The sequence below is a fragment of the Paenibacillus sp. FSL R5-0914 genome, from assembly GCF_038004525.1.
Taxonomy (GTDB): domain Bacteria; phylum Bacillota; class Bacilli; order Paenibacillales; family Paenibacillaceae; genus Paenibacillus_AQ.
Genome location: NZ_JBBORH010000003.1, coordinates 633,538 through 653,754 on the forward strand (window position 1 = coordinate 633,538; position 20,217 = coordinate 653,754).

Consider the following 20,217-nt stretch of genomic DNA (forward strand, 5'->3'; position numbering starts at 1 on the left):
CTTATCTCAGCAGAGAATATCTGCGGATAAGACGGTTTTTTTGTATTACCAGCCCATGGCATTTCGTTCAACATGCTGAGCCAGAAATTGAAGCCAGTCCTCATGATTATTCAAGCAGGGGATTGCAGTGAAGTCTTCAGCATGTCCTCCTCCAGCCTCAAATTGCTCGCGCCCTTCTATGGCTAGCTCGTGCAGCGTTTCCAGACAATCCGTTACAAGTCCCGGTGAGAAAATCAAAGGTTTATGAATTCCGCGTTCCGCTAGCTTTCCCAAAACATCTGCTGTAGAGGGACCTACCCATTCTTCGCGTCCGAAGCGTGATTGAAAAGTAAGCTGCCAGCGTTCAGGCTCCCAATTCATAGCTGAAGCGAGAAGACGCGCAGTTTCCATACATTGCTCCGGATAGGGATCGCCTGTATCTGCATATCGTTTGGGGATCCCGTGAAAGGTCAGTACAAAAAAATCAGGATTAGAGCTCAGAAGTTCCATTTGCTGCAGTAAATGCGACTTCATGGCTGAAATATAACCGGGTTCATTATAATAAGCATCCATAAATCTGAGTGCAGGAATAAGTCGCTTTGTTACCGGTCCAGTGGAGCTTTGGCGTCCTAGTGCAGAAAAACTCGCTTGATCGAAGACAGATGCCGTCGTAGTGGACGAATATTGCGGGAATAGCGGCACAATGATGATGCGTGTGACTCCGTTAGCTTCCAATGCGCTCATCGCTTGTTCCATACTTGGTTCGCTATATGCTAAGCCAAGCTCTACCTGATACCGAGAACCTAGAAGCGCTTGCAAACCAGATCGCTGAGCTAATGAGTGGAAGAGTAAAGGTGATCCTTCTGTTGTCCAGATTTGTCTGTACAGCTCAGCCGACCGGCGTGGACGTAAGCGCAGAATAACGCCTCGCAGCAAAGGTTGCCAGAGCAGTGGTGAATAATCTATGATTCGGCGGTCGGATAAAAAACGTTTCAGATAAGGACGTACCGCCTTTGCAGTAGGTGCAGAAGGTGTGCCAATTTGGGCGAGAATAACTCCAATAGGTGGCTGTTTGTTCAAAGCTTTGAACTCCTTTCCCATGTTAGAGATCGTTCTAAAATAACATATCTATTCTTGGATACACAATAATCGAGATCACGTTATCTACTTTGGGAATAGGAAGTGGGTGTATTTGTTTGGAAAAAATAATGAAAAATCACATTTATGAGCAAATAGTGATGTTTCTTATAGGGTATGTGATTTTAGATACAGAGGAATTGCGGAAAAGTTTGGTAGTATCAAACCAGAAATTGATTGAAAAAGCGTCTTCATTTTTTTCTGATATTATATGTGAATTATTTCACCTTTGATGCGGTTTATTGTAAAAAGGAATGAACAGATTTAAGGCATTATTTTTTTGGGAAGTGATGGTTCGCGCATAGGCATGAGAGGGGGGATGGGTTCTTATGAAGAGAGATGTAATGCTTCATAAGAAGAGAAGGGGCGCCGTGAAAGGTAAGTTTGGTTAAGAAAAGCTATATATCACTGGGGACTTGGTAAAGGAGAATTTTATTGAAAAAACTAATTTCTTTAACGGTTAGCGCGGCAATATTGTTAGCGCCATTTGCTTACACACTTAATGTGCCTGCTTTGAACTTGAAGGTGGATGCAGTATCCGCAGCTTCTGAAGAAGCGGATGCACCAGCAGCTAAACCAACAGCAAAACCAGCAGCAACAGCAAAACCAGTAGCAACACCAAAGCCAACAGTAAAACCAGTAGTAACACCAAAGCCAACAGCAAAACCAGTAGAAACACCGAAAGCAACGGTAAAACCAGTAGCAACACCAAAGGCAACAGCGGCACCAGCAGCAACGACAAAACCAGCTACAACGCCAAAAGCAACCGCTGCTCCAGCGGCTACAGTAGTTCCAGCAGCGACTGTTAAGCCTGTACCTACAGCATTGCCGGTTACAGTTAAGGAAAATGTATATCAAGATGGGGTTTACGTAGCGTATGGCGATGCTTACTCCAAAGGTACCGAAGGCGCTAAGATCGAAATTAAAGATGGAAAAATTACTAGCATTGATCTCCTGAGAACCAGCCCTAAGCTGATTGACAGAGATGCTCGTAACAATTATAGCGCTTTATGGCAAGCTTATGGATTGATGACGAATAAATTGATTGGCAAGACAAGAGATGGAGCAGCAGCAGTAGACGCTGTTTCGGGAGCAACACGCTCTAGTAATGGATGGAAATTGTCTGTAGACAGAGCGTTTGAAAGAGCTCTAACAGTGAAAGATACAGATGCAGTTTACTTTGATGGTGTTCATATGGGTATAGATCCTACAGGTAAATATGCAGTATTTGCAACCTACGAATCCAATAAGCTCACAGCTGTTAAAGTGTACCCGCTGAACAGTGCTGGTGATTTCGTGGATGAGAAGGCCTACACAGCTGAGCAATCTGCAGCAGTTGCAGCTATAACACCAGCATTGCTGGCTAAAGGAACAGCTGCAGAGCCTGTTGTAGGACTCGAAGCCGACTTTAAGGCTGCGATTAATGCTTTCTGGGATGCTGAGCAGAATGCAAAGATTAACAATACTTCTGCTTATGTAGACGGATTCTATTCCTCTTATGGGACTGCAAGAAGTGTTGGTGTTGAAAGAGCTGACATCGTGATCCGCAACGGTAAGCTAGTGGATGTGAAGCTGTTCAGACTTGGGAACAACCTCATTGACAGAGGTGCAACGGCTTATGCAGAAGTTGTAAAAGCTAATGCTCCGATGACAGCTAAGTTGCTTGCTAATGGATCTTACTTCACTAACTATGATGAGAAAGTAGATGGAATTTCTGGCGCTACAGAAAGCAGTCACGGTTGGAACCAAGCCGTAGAAAGAGCTTTCGAGAAAGCACTGAAAGTTCCAGATGAAGTTAAATATTTTGACGGAAAATTCGCAGGTGTAGATAACCAATCTAAAGTATTACTGCTTGTTGATGTTGCTTCAGATACAGTTACAAACATTAAATTAAGCTTGTTCGGAGCTGACGGCAAGCTGATCGCTGATGACAAACTAAGTGCAGAACAAAAATCACTGGTGGGTACACTTACTTCAGTATTACTTGAAAAAGGTGTGCAAATGTCCGATATCACAGGTCAAGAAGAGCTATCCGCAGCTGCCAAAGCTGCTCTGACTGATGCTTTGACTAACGCATCCAAAGTTCAAGGAACCTATAAAGACGGAACCTTCACTGCATTTGGTGATGCCTATGATAAAGGAACAAACAGAGCAGACGTTACACTGCGTAACGGTAAGATCGTAAATGTTGCTTTGTATCGTGTAGGAATGAATCTTGTAGATAGAGGCAAAGCTGCTTACCCAGAGGTGGTAAAAGCAATTCCGCAATTGACTTCTAGCTTCCTTGCAGCAGGTACTAGAGAAGCAGTGCAAGATGTAGACGCTGTTTCCGGTGCAACTAGTAGTAGTGTAGCTCTCAAGACCGCGGTGGATAGAGCATACGGGAAAGCTGAGATTGTTGAAGCTAACAAAGCGGCTTACTTCGATGGAATCTTCATTGGTGTAAGTACGGATAAGCTTGTAAATGTTATGACGTATGTAGAACATGGCGTTCCTGTTAAAATGCTCGTTTACTATTTAGATAAAAACGGAAGTACAAGAACGGTCAACCAGTTGACTGACGCTGAGCTGGCTGTGAAGAGCGAGATTGAGTCGACTTCAACGGGCTATAGTTTACACAAGTATGGATATCGTGCAGCAGCCTTCGGAAATAATGATGCTGAGAAAGAAGTATCTGCTAAAGTGGTAGAAGCTATTAAATCAGCACTTGAATCCGCTGGTAAATAAGCAATTTTCAATCAATAGTTAATCTATAAAGGGGGTTATTCTAGAGCCATATTATGGCCTGTGGAGTAACCTCCTTTATCTACCTGTACATAAAAATGAAAATAGATCGTATAGTGATTTAAAGGGATTTTGGACGTGAGTGTCTAAAGTTTAATATAGAGAGCAGGTACAAAGCCTGTTATTAATAGGAGGCTTCAACATGACACAAATTAAACAGCTCGCTCCACAGGATGAATTTGTTGGCTTTTATCTCTTAAGAGAGCTAGCGATCAAACAAACGAACGGTACTCCTCCAAAGGATTATTTCGACCTAGTCTTGGGGGATTCCAGTGGACAATTGTCCGCGAAATATTGGGATGCCAGCACAACCGATAAAGAAACTTTTTTTCCTATGGCACTGGTGAAGGTTCGTGGGATTGCGCACACTTATCGTGAGAAATTGCAAATCAAAGTAACCAAAATCAGATTGGTGAACGATGAGGATGGCGTTGCTCTAACGAATTTTATTCGCTCCGCTCCTATTCGTCCAGTAGACCTTATTCATACGATTAAAGGGGTTATGGCAAGCATCACAGATCCGGAGATTGCCTCGATTGTCTCCTTTTGTGTAAGCAAAGTGGAAGAGAAATTGATGCATTATCCGGCTGCCAAAACGCATCACCATGCTTATTTTGCCGGTCTTGCTTATCATATGGTTCGCATGCTGGAGATCGGGGATTTTTTGTGCAAGCAGCGTCCGTTCCTGAATCCAGATTTAATGAAGGCTGGAATTATTCTGCATGATATCGCGAAGCCGGAGGAGATGATCTCTCAGCTCGGAATTGTCTCAGAATATAGCGTTCAGGGGAAGTTGATTGGTCATATCTCGATGGCATCTAACTGGATTACAGAAGCGGCCATCCGCTTAGACATTGATTTGAATTCGGAGAAGGTTCTGGCGTTACAGCATCTCGTATTATCACACCATAACCTGGGCGAATGGGGCAGTCCTGTTCAGCCGCAAACGGCTGAGGCCGTAGCGCTGCATCATATTGACGCGATGGATGCGAAGCTGCAGATGGTCGAGGATGCGCTGGATACCACACCAGAAACGGAAGAATGGACGCCATTCATCAGAGGACTGGAGAATAAAGCAGTTTATCGGATGAAGATCTAGCGTGTTGTGTTGATCTTGGTTGGTGATCTGGATGAACCGATGGGATGTTCACTGATCGCTGATAAAATATACGGAATTCTTCCCTATAATTAGCACGATAAGGGTCTATTTGAAGTCATTATACGGAATTTCTCCTTATAATTTTTATGAAATGCTTCATTTACACCCCTACCTTATGAGTTATAGGGATAAATTCCCTATAACTCAGTCGTATAGAGCTTAAACGCAGAATTACAGGGAGCTATTCCCTATAATGACCAGCAAGGTTAGATTTCTTCGTAGTGAATGAATCGACTTGTATGCTATATTCCTCCATCTATGCAAAACACCCAACCAGCTGTAATGAGCCTGTTGGGTGTTTTTAGCTAAATAACTTAATAGTTTCTTACAAATAGAAGTTTTTCGTTCTTTGATTGTTCACAGGTTTCTTAGCAGGTTTACTCTTTCGAGCAGAAAAAGGAGTGTATCCACCAGCAAACATTGTTCCGCTAGTATATCCGTGGCTGCTGGAGAGCAAAAGCGGGTCAAGGTGTGATTCTCGCTCCATAAGCATTAATAGAACCAAGGCAGCTGCGCGCGCGTCATCGAGAGCGTCATGGTGCTTCAGCTCAATGCCGAAATGCTCGGATACTACATTAAGCTTATGAGAGGGAAGCTCGGGCAGCATTTTTTTGCCTAATAAATAAGTACATAAGTATTGAAAGCTCGGATAGCTTATGGACATCCCATCGAGGCAATACCGCAGTACACTCATATCAAAAGCGGCATTGTGCGCTACAACAATTCGTCCGTGCAGCAAAGGTTCAACGGTGGGCCATAATTCGTGGAAAGTAGGCTGACCGATTACCATGGAGGGGGTGATGCCATGTATCGAAATGTTCATGCCGTCAAACCGCTGTTGCGGATCGATCAGCCAAGAATGTTCTGCTGTGATTACGCCATCTTTAACTTCCACAAGTCCCAAAGCACAGGCGCTGGATCGACTGGAATTCGCCGTTTCAAAGTCAATTGCTATAAAGTCCATCGTAAAGCTCCTCATCTATCATATATACATTCATATTAAAGTAGTAAAATGATAAATACAATCTAGTACAAATGCAAGAGAAAAGCCATGATATTCTACATAATAGAATTGTCATGGCTTTTAGGGCTGTGGTTATTAATTATAGTTATTTTCTATACTTCTCCCCCAGCAGCGATGTAAGCATCAAGTACCCGTTTGAGTGCTGCTTTTTGGTTTGCACTGATGGTTCTATCCTCTTTTCGTTGATCTCCTTCAAGACGCATAATGGTTTTCTCGGATTCAATGAGCTGAGTCAACATCTTGATTTGTGATTTGTTGAGTGTTTCATCATGATATTCCCAAACCCCCGGACTGTTAATATCCGTGCTCATATCTCTTTCTGCTCCCATAAATCCAGGGTCTATTTCAAATTTTTGACCATCTATATTAAAGACGTAATTCTTAATGAATATCCAGCTATCACCGGTGTATTGTATTTTTAAGCGTAGCCCAGAGGTTATTTGTCCATCCTTGATTCCAAAATAAGCGTAAATGCCATTTTCATTGATGTACTTTGGCGCTTCTTTATCTTGATACCATGTAATGCCTTCAACTTCATCTACTGTTTTCACCATTTGTGCAAGAGCCGCATCTTGCTTGGCTTTGATAGCAGCAGCTTCCTTTTCTTTTTTCTCTGCATCCGCTTTAGCATCTGCATCTGCTTTTTTCTTTGCTTCTGCTTCTGCAGCAGCCTTCGCCTCTGCGTCAGCCTTAACCTGCTCAGCATCATTTTGGGCTTCAGCACTTACAGTAGTTGAATTATCATTGCTGTTTGTCGAAGTTTTGGTAGTCGTATCTGCTGTTTGAAGGGTTTTATCTGAGTCGGAGTTTCCAGCAACCACTGTAAATACAATCATTAAAATAAAGGATAGTAGGGATAAAATAAATTTAATCTTTGCAGGTTTTTTCCGTATTGCGGAGACAATCCCAATGATTCCAAGTGTAATAAAAGCGAGAAAACAAATAACGACTAAAAATGCCATTTTACAATTCCCCCTAAGGTAAAAAAAAGTATTTTTGTGTAAAAAATCCACATGTTATGAACATTGGATAACTATTCTACGTATAGTTTAATAGAAAGATGCGATTTAATCACCATAATTTTCTTTTTTATAACAAAATATTGAATTGACTTGATAGTTTCGTTATCTTGCTATCCTATTCAAGAATCCGTACACTGCAAAATAGATGTTGTATATTATTGTTAAGCTCAGATACGGGAGGAAATACTTTGGGAGCTGTAATCACTAAATTTTTTGAATATGGGCAAGCAGAAATCGATTACCTCGGAAGTGTGGACCCAGTGCTAGGTGCGGCGATGGCGCGAATGGGGAAAGTGGAACGTGTGATTATTCCGGATCTTTTCACCGCGCTTATCTATGCCATAGTAGGTCAGCTAATATCAGTCAAAGCAGTTCGAACTATCTGGACAAGAATGCAGGCTCAGTTCGAAGAAATAACTCCGCAGCAGCTAGCTAAACACACTGCGGATGAGATTCAGGGTTGCGGCATGACGATGAAAAAGGCGGTTTGCATTCATGACATTTCCAAGCTGATTGCTGATGGGGAGTTTAAGCTGGAGGAATTATATGGATTGTCCGATCAAGAGGTTATTCAAAGACTCATGAAGTTAAAAGGCATCGGTATGTGGACAGCAGAGATGATGCTAATCAATTGTATGGAGCGCCCAGATGTAGTTAGTTGGGGAGATATCGCCATTCGTCGCGGCATGATGAAGCTGTATGGGCTTGATACGCTTACCAAAAAGCAATTCGAACAATACCGTCTCAGGTACTCACCACATGGTTCGGTAGCTTCCATATATTTATGGGAGATTTCATTTCAATAATTAATACGTAGGGAGCACTATAGTGGACAAAACAATAAAAGAACAGCTAGTGGAGTTGGCAGATGCGGATTACCAGAAGTTTTCTGCGGCTTTACTTCCGACGATCGATAATGTGATAGGAGTCAGGCTACCGGAGCTACGTAAACTCGCCAAAACCATTGCAAAGGGTGACTGGAGAGCCTATTTGGAGCACGCCGACTCTGATTTTTTTGAAGAGGTAATGCTGCAAGGTATGGTACTTGGTTATGTGAAGACAGATCCTGAAGAAATTCTGCATTATATTGCGGACTTTATTCCTAAAATCGATAACTGGTCGGTATGTGATAGCTTTTGCACGGGGCTGAAGTTTACCTTGAAGAATAAAGAGCAGATGTGGGACTTTATAGTGCCGTATCTGTTATCTGATAAAGAATATGAGATTCGATTTGCGGTTGTAATGATGCTTAATTTCTTTATTGAAGAAGCGTACATCAGTCGGATTCTACAACTTCTCGATAAGGTCAGACATGAGGGGTATTATGTGAAAATGGCGGTTTCTTGGGCGCTATCGATGTGTTATGTGAAGCTGCCTGCGGCTACGATAGGTTATTTGAGAACTAACACTTTAGATGATTTCACCTATAACAAGGCTTTACAGAAAATCACAGAGTCTTACCGAGTAGATCCGGAATCGAAAAAAATGATTCGCGGGATGAAGAGGAATAGAAAAAACAAGCCCCTTATATAGCTCAGTTGCTGAGAAATAAGGGACCTGTTAGTATATTTATTTTTTGTCGGTATTGATTTTCCGGTTGCGGATACGTTCAATTTCATCATCAACAGCACTACGGAGGTTGGGATCAATGGACGAGCCTGCACTTGAGTTGGATTTATACTTGGAGTTTTCAGCCAATGCTTCCCACTCGAAAATTTTCTCTTCCATTCGTTCGAAGCCACGTGAAGCGGTACCCACATTCGGTCCTTTTACACTGTTGCTATAAGGAGCCGAGCTTAGTGTTTCTGTAGCTTGCTGGGCACGAGCGATAAGTTCAGTTCTTTTCGCTTTAAGATGTTCGCGCTCTTCTTTAGCTCTAGCGATGTTGATCTCCAGCTCTGCCAGGGATTGCTGAGTTTGTGCCTGACTATTGATACTCTCATCCAGCTGTTCTGTATACCGCAGCTTGGCCATGAGTGCAAGGCGTGCTCTTTCTTCATTTCCTTGCTCAACCGCCTGAACGGCTTCAGCTTCGCTCTGCTCTATCAGCTGAGTATATTCTTGCTTACGGCGTTCCAATACACTCGCTGTAACTTTTAAATCCCGCTCATTGCGTTCTGCCGTAGCTATTTCGTTCTCAAGATCGCGTAGATACTGACCCGTCAGTAGCACTGGGTTTTCTAATTTGTTCAGACCTTCGTGTAGGGCAGCTTTAGTAAGGGTGGAAATTCTTTTAAATAAACTCATATTATATCTCTCCTTAGTATGTTTGATTGGTATGAAAGGACGATCTGTTAATAGAAATCATGTCCATCCGAAAAGCTGCCAAAAGGTTCTTTAGGGACGATGATGCTGGCGATAAAGTAAAAGATAAGTACGGTACCGAAGCTGAAAAGTGCTGCGGCAACAGTTACGAGACGGAGAATTGTGGCATCGATGCCTGACCAACTGGCAAGACCTCCGCATACACCACTAATCTTCTGGTCACTTCTGGAACGATATAATTTTTTCATTTATTATTGTCATCCTCTCTAATGGGGGTAATTGTGTTTAAATCTTGCAACCCGCTTGCTTATGTACTCATTGTATAGCCTTTTTAAATGCGGCAAAACGGCCTGAAGGCGGTTTTATATACCAGACCTGAGTCGAGGTTCGTTCCCGCAGGAAGGCGGGGGAAATAAGTTCATGATTGTGGATGAACTACAAATCGCGGTTGAAGTTAGGTACAATAAAGAGAGGAATACTTGTGGTGGTGTCGAAATATGCTTATATATGACTACTACGGAATAGGGGGCTGAATATGAGCTTTTTTAACAAGGTAAAGGCAGGCGTGAGCGAGGCTGGCAATAAAGCAAAGACAGTGGTGGAGATCAATCGTTTGAAATTACAGAACAACAGCAAGCAGAATGACATTGACCAGCAGTATCAGGTAATGGGTAAACTGTTGTTTGAAGCTGTAACACAAGGAGCAGGACCATTGCCGAGTGAGCAGATCGAGAAGAATATTTCCCGTATTCTTGAACTGAAATCGGAGATTGAGGTCAATCTGCAGCAAATTGCGGGGTTGTCCGATGTGAAGCAGTGTAAAGCATGCGGTGGCAATGTGGCAATCGAGGCTCGCTTTTGTCCGAGTTGCGGATCAACTTTTGAAGTGGCTCAAGAGCCAATTCGTGATGTAACACCATCGTCGATTACATTGGATAAGAAGGAATAAACTTGCTGCATACAAGAAATTCATGAACAAAAGGACAGCTCAATAGCTGTCCTTTTTTATTTTGAGGAGAGAGGTTGTTTAAACCTTGGCAGCAAAACGTTTCTTAAAATAATACACAATTAGCAACATAAGCGGCAGAACAAATGCACAGGTGAAATCCCAATCTACCCAGTATGCGGGGATTTCCTTTACATAAAAAATGATGTCTTTGGCAATCAGCTGTGACATACCAAATAACAAAAATCCAGTGGGTAGGATCAGAGGACGGTGGCTTTTGAGTTTAAACAATTGGGCTGTACCTAATGTTAAAGCATAGTAATAAATGGCTGTTTTAAAGTACGTGCTGATAATCCATGCTGTAGCCATAAGCGCTTCAATACGTTGCAGAGAATTAGCAATATTAATTTTTTGAGCAAGAATATAAGCGGCATAAAATTGATGTTCAGAAGCGTAAACACCAAGAACGGTAAGGGAAAAAAATAAGATGAGGTTAAGTCCCAGAGCTCCGATGATCAGGGCTATGAAAATATCCCGGCTTGTTTTGCTATTCTTCTGAGCATAAGGATATACCATAAGAAACACGCATAATTCACCAAAAGGATAAAAAACACCATACATCAAAGTATGGAGCATGTCTGGTACTGGTGTGTTCATAATGGGGTATAAACGTTCCATTTTGACATCGGGAGTCAGCAGAAGCAGCAGACCGATCAAAAAAACTGCAAACAAAGGGAAAAAAAGCTGAGCTGCCCGTCCCAATGTTTCTAGACCCAGTCGTACACCATATACCAGCAGGAAAATGGCCATAAAACGGATAACCCCACCGGGTGTCTTCTCGTAAATCTGTGTACACATGAAATCTTCAATTTCTCTTATGTAAGTGGAAGCGGCAATCAGGAAGAACACTAAATAGAACAAGGCTACAGCCGTTCCGGCCCATTTTCCTAGGATTTGTAGGCTAAGCTCGATAATATTCTTGTTTGGTTCAATGTCTGCTAAGCAGAGCAACAGTTTTATGGTCGCTAGGCCCAAGGGAATACTAATCAAAGCAGCAATCCATGCATCTTGTTTCGCTCCTGATATCATTAACGCAGGATACACAAGCGCCATATCCCCAATAAATGTGAATAGCCCGAGTATAATCATTTGATTGGTACTAATTCGATCTTTCTCCAAACTCATATACCCCCTCAAATTTATTGGACTAGTTTTAGTATGGTTGTAGTTACCAGAATTATGCCATCACGAATTTTAATCAGAAAGGAATAATTATCAAAATTAACATCAAACTATACTCATTAATCTAAGTGAAGTGGAGGCTACATCGTGAAAAGTTCGGAGACGGGTACACTATCAAACCGATTGAAAACCAATATTGATCAGTTGAACGGATTGCTGGGCGGAAGTTCTGATGTAGTGATAAAAGAGTTGCAGATAGAAGAAAATACTAATATTTCTTTGATTTACATAGATGGTCTTGTGGATACTCAGGTACTGCATAATTCAATTTTGTATTCTTTGCAGGAACATATTCCTTATGAACAGCTGGGAAAGCTTGAGCCCGAGCAGAAGATTGAGATTATTAAGAAACAGATATTAATAGCCGGTGATCTAACCGTTATCGTTGATTATAGTCAATTCGTACACGAATTGCTGTCCGGTAGTGTAATGCTGCTGCTCGATGGGACATCCACCGCTCTCCGGATCGGCTTACCAGGCTGGGAAGATCGCAATGTAGGTGAGCCCAGTTCCCAATCGGTTGTTCGAGGTCCAATGGAAGGATTCACTGAGAATTTACGGACGAATACGGCACTGGTTCGGCGGAAAATAAAAGATAGCCATTTATGGCTGGAAACCGTTCAGATCGGAAGGGTAACTCAAACCAGCGTATCCATTATGTATCTAAGCAACATCGCGAATAAGGAGTTGGTGCAAGAAGTAAAACGCCGTCTGAATAAAATTGATACGGACAGTATTCTCGAGAGTGGATATATTGAAGAATTTATTCAAGAGACGGTATTTACACCATTTCCTACCGTATACAACAGTGATCGTCCAGATACGATTGCAGCAGGCATTTTGGAAGGAAAAGTGGCCATTATTGTTGATGGAACTCCTTTTGTACTTTTGGTACCCACATTTTTTGTGGCATTTTTTCAGTCTGCTGAGGATTATTACCAAAGGGCTGATATTGGTACATTGCTGAGATTAGTTCGTTTTATTTCATTTTTTATTACTTTGCTTGCACCTTCATTGTATGTTGCGATAACTACGTATCATCAGGAGATGATACCGACCAATCTTGTAATTAGTTTAGCTGCCCAGCGGGAGAGTGTTCCTTTTCCTGCTTTTGTCGAGGCGCTGATCATGGAAATGACTTATGAGATTTTGCGGGAGGCCGGGGTGCGGATACCCAAAAATATTGGACAGGCGATTTCCATTGTCGGAACGTTGGTGATAGGGCAAGCAGCAGTTGCAGCGGGTTTTATTTCATCTGCAATGGTCATTATTGTATCGCTTACAGCCATTTCTAGCTTTGTTATTCCGGAGACAGGAATGTCTATAGCTGCGCGGATGATCCGTTTTGTGCTTATAGCTTTGGCCGGATTTATCGGATTATATGGAATTCTATTCGGTATTTTTATCATCGTACTGCATTTGTCGAGTTTGCGTTCTTTCGGAATGCCTTATATGAGTCCGCTCGGACCTTATAATTCAAAAGACTTAAAAGACTCTATCTTTCGCTTTCCGTGGCCTTTTTTAAAAACAAGGCCTGCTGAGAACAAGACGCAGAACCTATTTCGTCAAAGTACTTCTAGTGATGAGGAATCAACGCAATGAATAAAAAATTAGTTAGAGGCGTTCTCCAATTGATGATAGCTCTCCAATTTACGTTAGTGCTAAGTGGCTGTTGGGAGAGAAAGGAGCTGAATGAGGTAGCCTTTGTCCTGGGGTTAGGGATCGACAAGGCTGAAACGGGTTATACAGTTTCGATGCAGGTCGTTATTCCATCTGCGATTTCCTCACAATCGTCTGGAGGAGGGGGAGGCACTGGAGTTCCAGTGGTTGTTTATAAATTTACGGTACCTACGTTTTATGATGCACAACGTAAGTTGAATCTGGATAGTTCCAGGACGAGTTATCTTGGTCATATCCGGGTGTTGGTTATTGGGGAGGAACTTGCCCGCTCCGGAGTGGGCGAGATACTGGACGTATTTAAAAGAAGTCGGGAAGCTCGAATGGATTTCTACGTTATGGTTGCCAGAGATACAACCGCCAGCGATGTCTTGAATGTCCTTACACCTATGGATAAATTACCAGCGAACAAATTATTTAGTTCCCTAGATAATTCTTATAAAGATTCAGCAAAAACAGTCGCTGTCACGCTGGATGATTTTATTGAAAATTTATTGGCTGAAGGTGAACATCCTGTACTGACCGGAGTGGAAGTTATGGGAGATCCCAAAGAGGGAGGAGATAAAAGCAATGTAGAGCGAACAATGCCTAAGGCGAGATTGGAATACCATACTGTAGCTGTGTTCAGAAAAGACAAACTGATCGGTTGGCTAAATGAGGGTGAAACGATTGGTTACAACTATATCAACGATAAGGTAACCTCACATTCTGGCTCGATAGCAGGGGAAGATGGAAAGCCTATTGTTATCGAAGCGATCCAGGCTTCAACCAAACGCAAAGTGAAAATTATTGATGGGGAGCCGCATATTTACCTTGACGTTAAGACGCTTTGCAACATTGAAGAAGTGCAAAGTACAGAAAATTTGGAATCGGAAAGCACCATAAAACGTTTGGAAAAGGAAACAGAGGAACGGATTATAGAGCGGATGCAAAACACTGTGGAGCAAGTAACTAATCGCTTCAATGTTGATATTATGGGATTTGGACAATCGATCTACCATGCCAGTCCTAAAGCCTGGACAAAGCTACAGCAAAAAAAAGGCGACGATTACCTCAAATCATTGCCCATCCATTATAGTGCCTCAGTAGTTATTAATCGCGTAGGTCTCACAGATAATTCTTTTCTTGAAAAAATCAAGGAGTGAGTCGAATGGTGTTATTGTTTTTTTTGGTGCTTGCTGTAGGTTGTATGGCACTTGATTTGCCTAAATTAGTGCGAAAGCGCCGAGTACGTGATCTTAGCGTATATTTTATATTTTGGATTTTGGGACTTGGCGCGACCGTATGTGCTTTGTTAAAATTGAACATCCCGAGTCCTTTGTTTCTGATTATTCTTATCTATAAGCCAATAAATAATTTATTTGGAGTATGGTTTCATTAACAACGACGGATTTACAAATTATCAAACCCCTTAGAATAAGCATCGGATAAAACTTCTGGTTTATCTGATGAAATTCTAAGGGGTGTTTTTTTTATGACGATCAAAACCAAATTCTCAATTGTTGTAAAAACAGATTAAAATATTCATTGCTATATACAATTAAATACAATAAAGTTGTCATATAGAGGATAATTTTGTCGATTTTTCTGCAAAAATGTTCCAATCCATATTGCATCAGGCGATATTAGGGTCTATGAGGTTCGAATCCTCCTCCTGAAAAAGACATAAGAAAGTGGTGCGCATATGAGTAGCAACAGATTTGAGAACAAAGTAGTTATTATTACAGGTGCAGGTACCGGAATCGGAAAAGCTACAGCCTTAAGAGTAGCAAGAGAGGGCGGTATTGTAGTAGTTGCCAATCGATCAGATGCCGGCGCTAACACAGTTGAGGAAATTAAGGCTCTAGGTGGGGAAGCGATGTTTGTTCGGTCAGATGTTTCTCTCGAAGCAGACTGCAAAAATATCGTAGATCAAACATTAGCGGCTTATGGAAAAATTGATTGCCTATATAATAACTCAGCAATTACAGGAGACAATACGGATGTTATAGACTATGATCCGTTGTTGTTTCAAAAAGTGATTCAGACAAATCTCACTAGCCAATTCTACATGTTGCATTATACATTACCTCATATGAAATCTGGAGCTTCCGTTCTAAACTGCTCCTCTTTGCATGGTATTTTTATCGGGATGGCCAATGATGCAGCTTATTCAGCAAGTAAACATGCTATTGTGGGGATGACTAAATCGGTTGCCAAAGAAGTGGGTCACCGTAACATTAGAGTAAATGCCCTTTGCCCAGGACCTATCCCTACACCAACCATGAACAGATATGAAAAGCTGTTGTCTGATGATGTAGAGATGCTTCAATCTCTTATCGCTTCTGGAACGGCTCTGGGTAGATACGGTACGCCTGAGGAAGTAGCTGCGTTTGCATGCTTCCTACTAAGTGATGAGGCTTCGTTTATTACAGGTACAGCACATGTGATTGACGGGGGCTATTCCGCAACAAAGTAATCACGGATTGATTTACTTATATAACAACTAATATATAGTATTAAAGGCTTTGCGGCGTATTCTGATTCCAAAAACCTGAAGGATGACTGGATTGGAATCGGAAGTCGCACGCAGAGCCTTTTTTAGTTGTCTAAAAAATAGATTCTTCGTATGTTGGCAAAATGAATGTCTGCAAGAGACAGTAGATACACAAAAATGAATGAATTAAGGAAAATATGACCATGGATATGTTGGAATTTGTAGAAATTTGTATTTTAATATAAATAAAAAAAGAAATTTGTCGATAATAATATAGGTAATATGTATTAGTTAATATTCTAGAAAGGGTGTTGTTATAAAAACGATACAGGAAGTAGATGTCGTCGCCCTGAAAAAGCCTGGGGCGGGTATTTTTTGTCTGTGAAGTTACATACATTTCATCTCTATTATTAAAAAATAACGTTAAAACTTGGAGGAAAAATAATTATGTCATACACAATTAAGTACAACCAAAATGAGAACCATATCGATGTAGTATCTATTGATTTTTCAGCTGAAGATGTTCCAGGATACCTGAAAGATTTTGAAAATATCATGAAGCTTGTTAAACCTAAATTTACAGGAACAACTGATGTAACTGATTCTAAAAGTGTACTTACTCCTGAGGTTGCAGCTATGCTAGCTCCTACAGGTGCGATGGCGAGTGAAGCTGGTCAAGCAGGATGGGCTTATGTAACTAAAAACCCAATTTGGAAGATGCAATTGAAACGTATTTTTGGTAGAGATTTTGCAGATGCTTACGATACCTACGAAGAAGCTAGAACATACCTGAAAAGCTTGCAATAATCTAATCTTACAGTTAGCAAAAAGTGCGGAGAATTTTCTCCGCACTTTTTTGCTTTATCTATAATTAAAACTGAAAATCTTCATCTTTCAGCGGCTCCACGTTAAGCGCCCGGACGTATCCGTTACCTTTTTTCGAGAAGAAATCATGCTGCTTGGTGTGGGTACTGATGCCATTTTGAACAATCGGGTTGATCTCTTCCTCGTCGAATAGCGGATCATGCCCCAGATTCATCATGGCTTTGTTAGCATTGTATCTAAGGAAGGTCTTGACCTCGTCCACCAGTCCGATGGGAGCGTAGATCTGCTCGGTATAACGTTCTTCATTCTCATGGAGCAGTCTAAGGAGGTCTACCAGCTTCTGGTGTAGCTCACGCTGCTCGTCATCTGGTAGCCCGTCAAAGATCTCCTGCGCCAGGACACCGACATATACGCCATGGATGCTCTCATCCCGCAGAATAAGGTCGATGATCTCACCGCTGCATGTCATTTTGCCTTGGCCAGCTAGATAAAGCGGGTAGAAGAAGCCACTGTAGAACAAGTAGCTCTCGAGCAGCACTGAGGCTGCCATGGCAAGGTACAGATCTTTGGGTGAATCTATTTTTTTGTAATATTGTGATATGGTCTCTGCCTTGAACTGCAGATAAGGGTTCTCTTCAACCCAGCGGAACACACTGTCAATCTCCTCTGTGGAGGACAAAGTGGTGAAAATGCTACTGTACGATTTGGCGTGAATCTGTTCCATCATGCCCATAAAGCCAAGCACAGCCTTGCGCTGAAGACCTTCGACATGCTCCATAATCTGCGGCATACCTACTCCGCCTTGAATCGTATCCAGCAGTGTGAGTCCGCCGAGTACCTTCATATAGGAGTCCTTTTCTTGCTCACTGAGCGTGAGCCAGGACATTTTATCATCGGATAATGGAATTTCATCGTCCGTCCAGAATTGCATAATGTTCTGATTCCAGAACATCAATGAGAAATCGTCGTCGGGACGGTTCCAGTTAACGGCTTGGATAGCGGTCATAATATGGCAATCTCCTTTTCTGCGGCTATAGCCTTCCAGTTAGATCGAGCAGGTGAGGCATTCCTCGACGGACAGCTTTTTGGTCCGGGTGTAATACAGCGACTTCAAGCCTTTATGCGCCGCATACAGGTAGGAGCGGGCCAGTTCTCTGGTGGAAACATCACTGTTAACATGCAGAACGGTCGAGATGCCCTGGTCGATATGGGGCTGAATTTCCGCGATCAAATCGATCACCTTGAACTGATCCATTTGGTAAGCCGATTTATAGAAAAATACATTGTCTGGACGCAGGTACGGCATCGGATAGTAAGTCGTTGAATTAGCATAAGTCCGTGTCTCAATCTGCTCTACAATAGGCATAACGCTTGAAGTAGCATTTTGAATATAGGAAATGCTGGCTGTCGGCGCAATTGCCAAACGGTAAGCATGGTACAGGCCATTTGCTTTTACTGCATCCCGCAGTTGTTCCCAGTCCGCAGGGGATGGGATGAAAATATCTCCGAACAGCTCTTGTACCCTTGGCGTTACAGGGCGGTAATCCGTAGTCAGGTAACGCTCAAAATAAGCTCCTGTAGCATAATCAGAAGCCTCAAAACCATGGAAAGACCGGCCGGTTGCAGCAGCGATCTCCATGCTTTTCTCCAGTGAATGGTAGTTCATGGTCATGAAGAAGGTCCGGGCAAAATCGCGAGCCTGTTCACTTTCATAAGCGATCTTATTCTTGGCTAGATAGCCGTGCAGATTCATGACGCCGAGACCGACGGAGTGCATCTCTTTGTTAGCTTTGGCTACGCCTGGGGCATTAGAGATGCTGGTCATATCGCTGACTGCAGTCAAGGCGATCATGCCCTCATGTACGGATTCACGGATTTTGCCATGCTCCATCACGTTGACAATGTTCAAGGAAGCCAGATTGCAGCTTACATCACGGCGGATGGTATCTTCCTGTCCGTAATCAGCAATTTCTGAGGTCTCCTGCAGCTGGAAGATTTCCGTGCAGAGGTTGGACATTTTGATCTGTCCAACGTTTTTCAGGGCATGGGCCTCATTGGCGTTGCTCTTGTTCATAATATATGGATAGCCAGATTCCAGCTGGATCATGGCGATTTTGGTCAGCATATCCCGTGCGCTCATGGCCTTTCTCTTTTTGACACGTGGATCGGCTAGCAGCTTATCGTACATATCATCCAAATCCATGTCATCAAGATGAGTGCCGTAAGCCTTGTACACACTGTAAGGGGCAAATACATGGAGCGGTTCATTGTCCTTCGCCAGCTTATAGAAGCGATTCGGAATGATCAGGCCGATGGACAGGGTCTTGAGTCTTGTTTTTTCGTCGGCGTTGATCTTCTTACTGTCGAGAAATTCAAGAACATCCCATCCGAAAATGTTGTAGTAGGCGGCTCCAGAACCTTTTCGTTGACCCATCTGGTCAGCATAGGAGAAGCCGTCTTCCATCAGCTTGAGCACAGGTATAATGCCCTTAGCCGCATCCTCCACACCCTTGATTGTCTCTCCGCGAGAACGGAGCTTGGACAGGTTGACAGCCACGCCACCGCCGATCTTCGATAGCTGCATGCAGGTATTGAGCACATAGTTGATCGAATTAAGCGAGTCGTCCATTTCGATAAGGAAGCAGGAGACAAGCTCACCGCGCCGGCTCTTGCCGGCATTCAAGAAGGTCGGAGTCGCTGGCTGCAGACGCTGCTCCATCATCGAACGGGCAAGCATGCCGACAGTAGCGGCGTTGCCGCGTCCTAGGTGAAGGGCAACTGCCGCCACACGGTCCGGATAATGCTCCAGATATTGCTTGCGGTCATTGCTTTTTACAGCGTAATCCGTATAGAACTTCGAAGCTGCCATATAGGATGGAAAGCTGAAGTTGTAAGAATGGGTAATTTGGTAGACATCTTCAATCTCAGCCAAGCTGTACTGTTCGTAAAAATTTTCGTAGAAATCCTGTTCAATCATATAATCAACCTTGGCTTTTGTATTCTCAAAAACCAAGCTCCGCCGTTCTACATCCCGCATAAATTCGGCTACTGCCTCAAGGTCTTTATCCAATTGAAAGAAACCACTTTCGTCTCTCTTCATCAACATGTTGTTTAGTTCAATATGCCGCAACTCGGCTCACCTCCTGTTTAATTCGTTCCACATCACCAAATGTGCCCGACAGCTCAAATTTACCGATAACTGGTACATTGTACCGATCTGCAATCAAGTCTGCGCTATGCGCGAACAGCTCGCCCCAGTTCTTGTTGCCGCTGGCGGCGATGCCTTTCAAATTGGAATAATTGTTCTTCAAGAAAGTAGACACCTTCTCTGGAATCTGTCCAAAGCCGGTGGTATATGTAATAAGCACATAGGGCTCGTCAATGGTCATATGCTCTTCAATCTGCACAGCTGGCAGCTTAAGCTTACCAATGAAGCGTTTGACGTTTCCGGTTTTTGAATCGTATGCGACTAGCATGGAGTCTCTCCCCCTGTATATATTACTGTAAAGATTGAATAGATAAGCTATAAATACTGGAAAATCATATGCATACTATATTTAGTGTGCGTTGTTTATTTTAATCACTATATGTTGAAAAGTCAACATGAAAAGTGCATCCTAACTAGTTGGAAATTGGTCTAGTAAACGCTCTATTAAAGTGTTAATATCACGAAAATACGCA

At 42.6% G+C, this 20,217-nt stretch carries 19 protein-coding genes; 10 read left to right on the top strand and 9 right to left on the bottom strand.

Features of this window, described 5'->3' with window-relative positions; translation table 11 throughout:
* Positions 1-45: 45 nt before the first annotated feature.
* A complete protein-coding gene (hemH, locus tag MKX60_RS26220; protein WP_341061407.1) occupies positions 46-1,059 on the bottom strand; it encodes a ferrochelatase in 1,014 nt (337 codons plus the stop codon).
* 492 nt (positions 1,060-1,551) lie between these two features.
* Here hemH and MKX60_RS26225 point away from each other — a divergent pair, with 492 nt between their 5' ends.
* Together MKX60_RS26225 and MKX60_RS26230 are read left to right on the top strand one after the other, a co-directional pair.
* Entirely contained in the window at positions 1,552-3,843 is a 2,292-nt protein-coding gene (locus MKX60_RS26225; protein ID WP_341061408.1) for an FMN-binding protein, read from the top strand.
* Between the two features lie 199 nt (positions 3,844-4,042).
* Positions 4,043-4,999, top strand: a complete 957-nt coding sequence (locus MKX60_RS26230) for a 3'-5' exoribonuclease YhaM family protein (RefSeq protein ID WP_341061409.1) — start codon at positions 4,043-4,045, stop codon at positions 4,997-4,999.
* Positions 5,000-5,384: 385 nt separating this feature from the next.
* Here MKX60_RS26230 and MKX60_RS26235 read toward each other — a convergent pair whose 3' ends face one another.
* Positions 5,385-6,023, bottom strand: coding sequence for a 3'-5' exonuclease (locus tag MKX60_RS26235; RefSeq protein WP_341061410.1), 639 nt, complete (start codon positions 6,021-6,023; stop codon positions 5,385-5,387).
* A gap of 152 nt (positions 6,024-6,175) precedes the next feature.
* Positions 6,176-7,045, bottom strand: a complete 870-nt coding sequence (locus tag MKX60_RS26240) for a hypothetical protein (protein ID WP_076298204.1) — start codon at positions 7,043-7,045, stop codon at positions 6,176-6,178.
* A gap of 248 nt (positions 7,046-7,293) precedes the next feature.
* On the opposite strand from MKX60_RS26240, the gene MKX60_RS26245 reads away from it, so the two are divergent.
* A complete protein-coding gene (locus MKX60_RS26245) occupies positions 7,294-7,911 on the top strand; it encodes a DNA-3-methyladenine glycosylase family protein (protein ID WP_076298203.1) in 618 nt (205 codons plus the stop codon).
* Between the two features lie 22 nt (positions 7,912-7,933).
* Positions 7,934-8,638: a DNA alkylation repair protein gene (locus MKX60_RS26250; RefSeq protein WP_341061411.1), complete on the top strand. Its 705-nt coding sequence runs from the start codon at positions 7,934-7,936 to the stop codon at positions 8,636-8,638.
* A gap of 36 nt (positions 8,639-8,674) precedes the next feature.
* On the opposite strand, the gene MKX60_RS26255 is transcribed toward MKX60_RS26250, so the two are convergent.
* The gene (locus MKX60_RS26255) at positions 8,675-9,352 is read right to left on the bottom strand and encodes a PspA/IM30 family protein (RefSeq protein ID WP_341061412.1); all 678 of its coding nucleotides are present in this window, start codon (positions 9,350-9,352) and stop codon (positions 8,675-8,677) included.
* Positions 9,353-9,399: 47 nt separating this feature from the next.
* Positions 9,400-9,618, bottom strand: coding sequence for a PspC domain-containing protein (locus tag MKX60_RS26260; RefSeq protein ID WP_042185808.1), 219 nt, complete (start codon positions 9,616-9,618; stop codon positions 9,400-9,402).
* Positions 9,619-9,905: 287 nt separating this feature from the next.
* Between MKX60_RS26260 and MKX60_RS26265 the strand changes: the two genes are divergently transcribed.
* Positions 9,906-10,319, top strand: coding sequence for a zinc ribbon domain-containing protein (locus tag MKX60_RS26265; protein ID WP_076286297.1), 414 nt, complete (start codon positions 9,906-9,908; stop codon positions 10,317-10,319).
* A 78-nt stretch (positions 10,320-10,397) separates the two neighbouring features.
* Here the strand turns inward: MKX60_RS26265 and MKX60_RS26270 are convergent, their stop codons facing one another.
* Positions 10,398-11,501, bottom strand: a complete 1,104-nt coding sequence (locus MKX60_RS26270) for a GerAB/ArcD/ProY family transporter (RefSeq protein ID WP_076286296.1) — start codon at positions 11,499-11,501, stop codon at positions 10,398-10,400.
* A 144-nt stretch (positions 11,502-11,645) separates the two neighbouring features.
* On the opposite strand from MKX60_RS26270, the gene MKX60_RS26275 reads away from it, so the two are divergent.
* The 5 genes from MKX60_RS26275 to MKX60_RS26295 all read left to right on the top strand — a co-directional run bounded on the left by MKX60_RS26275 (position 11,646) and on the right by MKX60_RS26295 (position 16,518).
* Entirely contained in the window at positions 11,646-13,160 is a 1,515-nt protein-coding gene (locus MKX60_RS26275) for a spore germination protein (protein ID WP_042185813.1), read from the top strand.
* The gene (locus MKX60_RS26280) at positions 13,157-14,380 is read left to right on the top strand and encodes a Ger(x)C family spore germination protein (RefSeq protein ID WP_076286295.1); all 1,224 of its coding nucleotides are present in this window, start codon (positions 13,157-13,159) and stop codon (positions 14,378-14,380) included. The genes MKX60_RS26275 and MKX60_RS26280 overlap by 4 nt, the downstream gene beginning before the upstream one ends.
* A 5-nt stretch (positions 14,381-14,385) precedes the next feature.
* Positions 14,386-14,616, top strand: a complete 231-nt coding sequence (locus tag MKX60_RS26285; protein ID WP_042185817.1) for a hypothetical protein — start codon at positions 14,386-14,388, stop codon at positions 14,614-14,616.
* A 303-nt stretch (positions 14,617-14,919) separates the two neighbouring features.
* Positions 14,920-15,693, top strand: coding sequence for an SDR family NAD(P)-dependent oxidoreductase (locus MKX60_RS26290; protein WP_042185818.1), 774 nt, complete (start codon positions 14,920-14,922; stop codon positions 15,691-15,693).
* A gap of 465 nt (positions 15,694-16,158) precedes the next feature.
* Positions 16,159-16,518, top strand: coding sequence for a hypothetical protein (locus MKX60_RS26295; RefSeq protein ID WP_042185820.1), 360 nt, complete (start codon positions 16,159-16,161; stop codon positions 16,516-16,518).
* Positions 16,519-16,582: 64 nt separating this feature from the next.
* Here the strand turns inward: MKX60_RS26295 and nrdF are convergent, their stop codons facing one another.
* Genes nrdF through nrdI form a run of 3 tightly spaced genes read right to left on the bottom strand, consistent with a single transcriptional unit; the run spans position 16,583 to position 20,012 of the window.
* Positions 16,583-17,542 carry a class 1b ribonucleoside-diphosphate reductase subunit beta gene (gene nrdF, locus MKX60_RS26300; protein WP_042185822.1) on the bottom strand — a complete coding sequence of 320 codons (960 nt, stop codon included), beginning with the start codon at positions 17,540-17,542 and terminating at the stop codon, positions 16,583-16,585.
* A 39-nt stretch (positions 17,543-17,581) separates the two neighbouring features.
* Positions 17,582-19,666: a class 1b ribonucleoside-diphosphate reductase subunit alpha gene (gene nrdE / locus MKX60_RS26305; RefSeq protein WP_341061414.1), complete on the bottom strand. Its 2,085-nt coding sequence runs from the start codon at positions 19,664-19,666 to the stop codon at positions 17,582-17,584.
* Positions 19,653-20,012 (bottom strand): class Ib ribonucleoside-diphosphate reductase assembly flavoprotein NrdI, encoded by a 360-nt coding sequence (gene nrdI / locus MKX60_RS26310; protein ID WP_042185827.1) that lies wholly within the window; start codon positions 20,010-20,012, stop codon positions 19,653-19,655. The genes nrdE and nrdI overlap by 14 nt, the downstream gene beginning before the upstream one ends.
* Positions 20,013-20,217 lie beyond the last annotated feature (205 nt).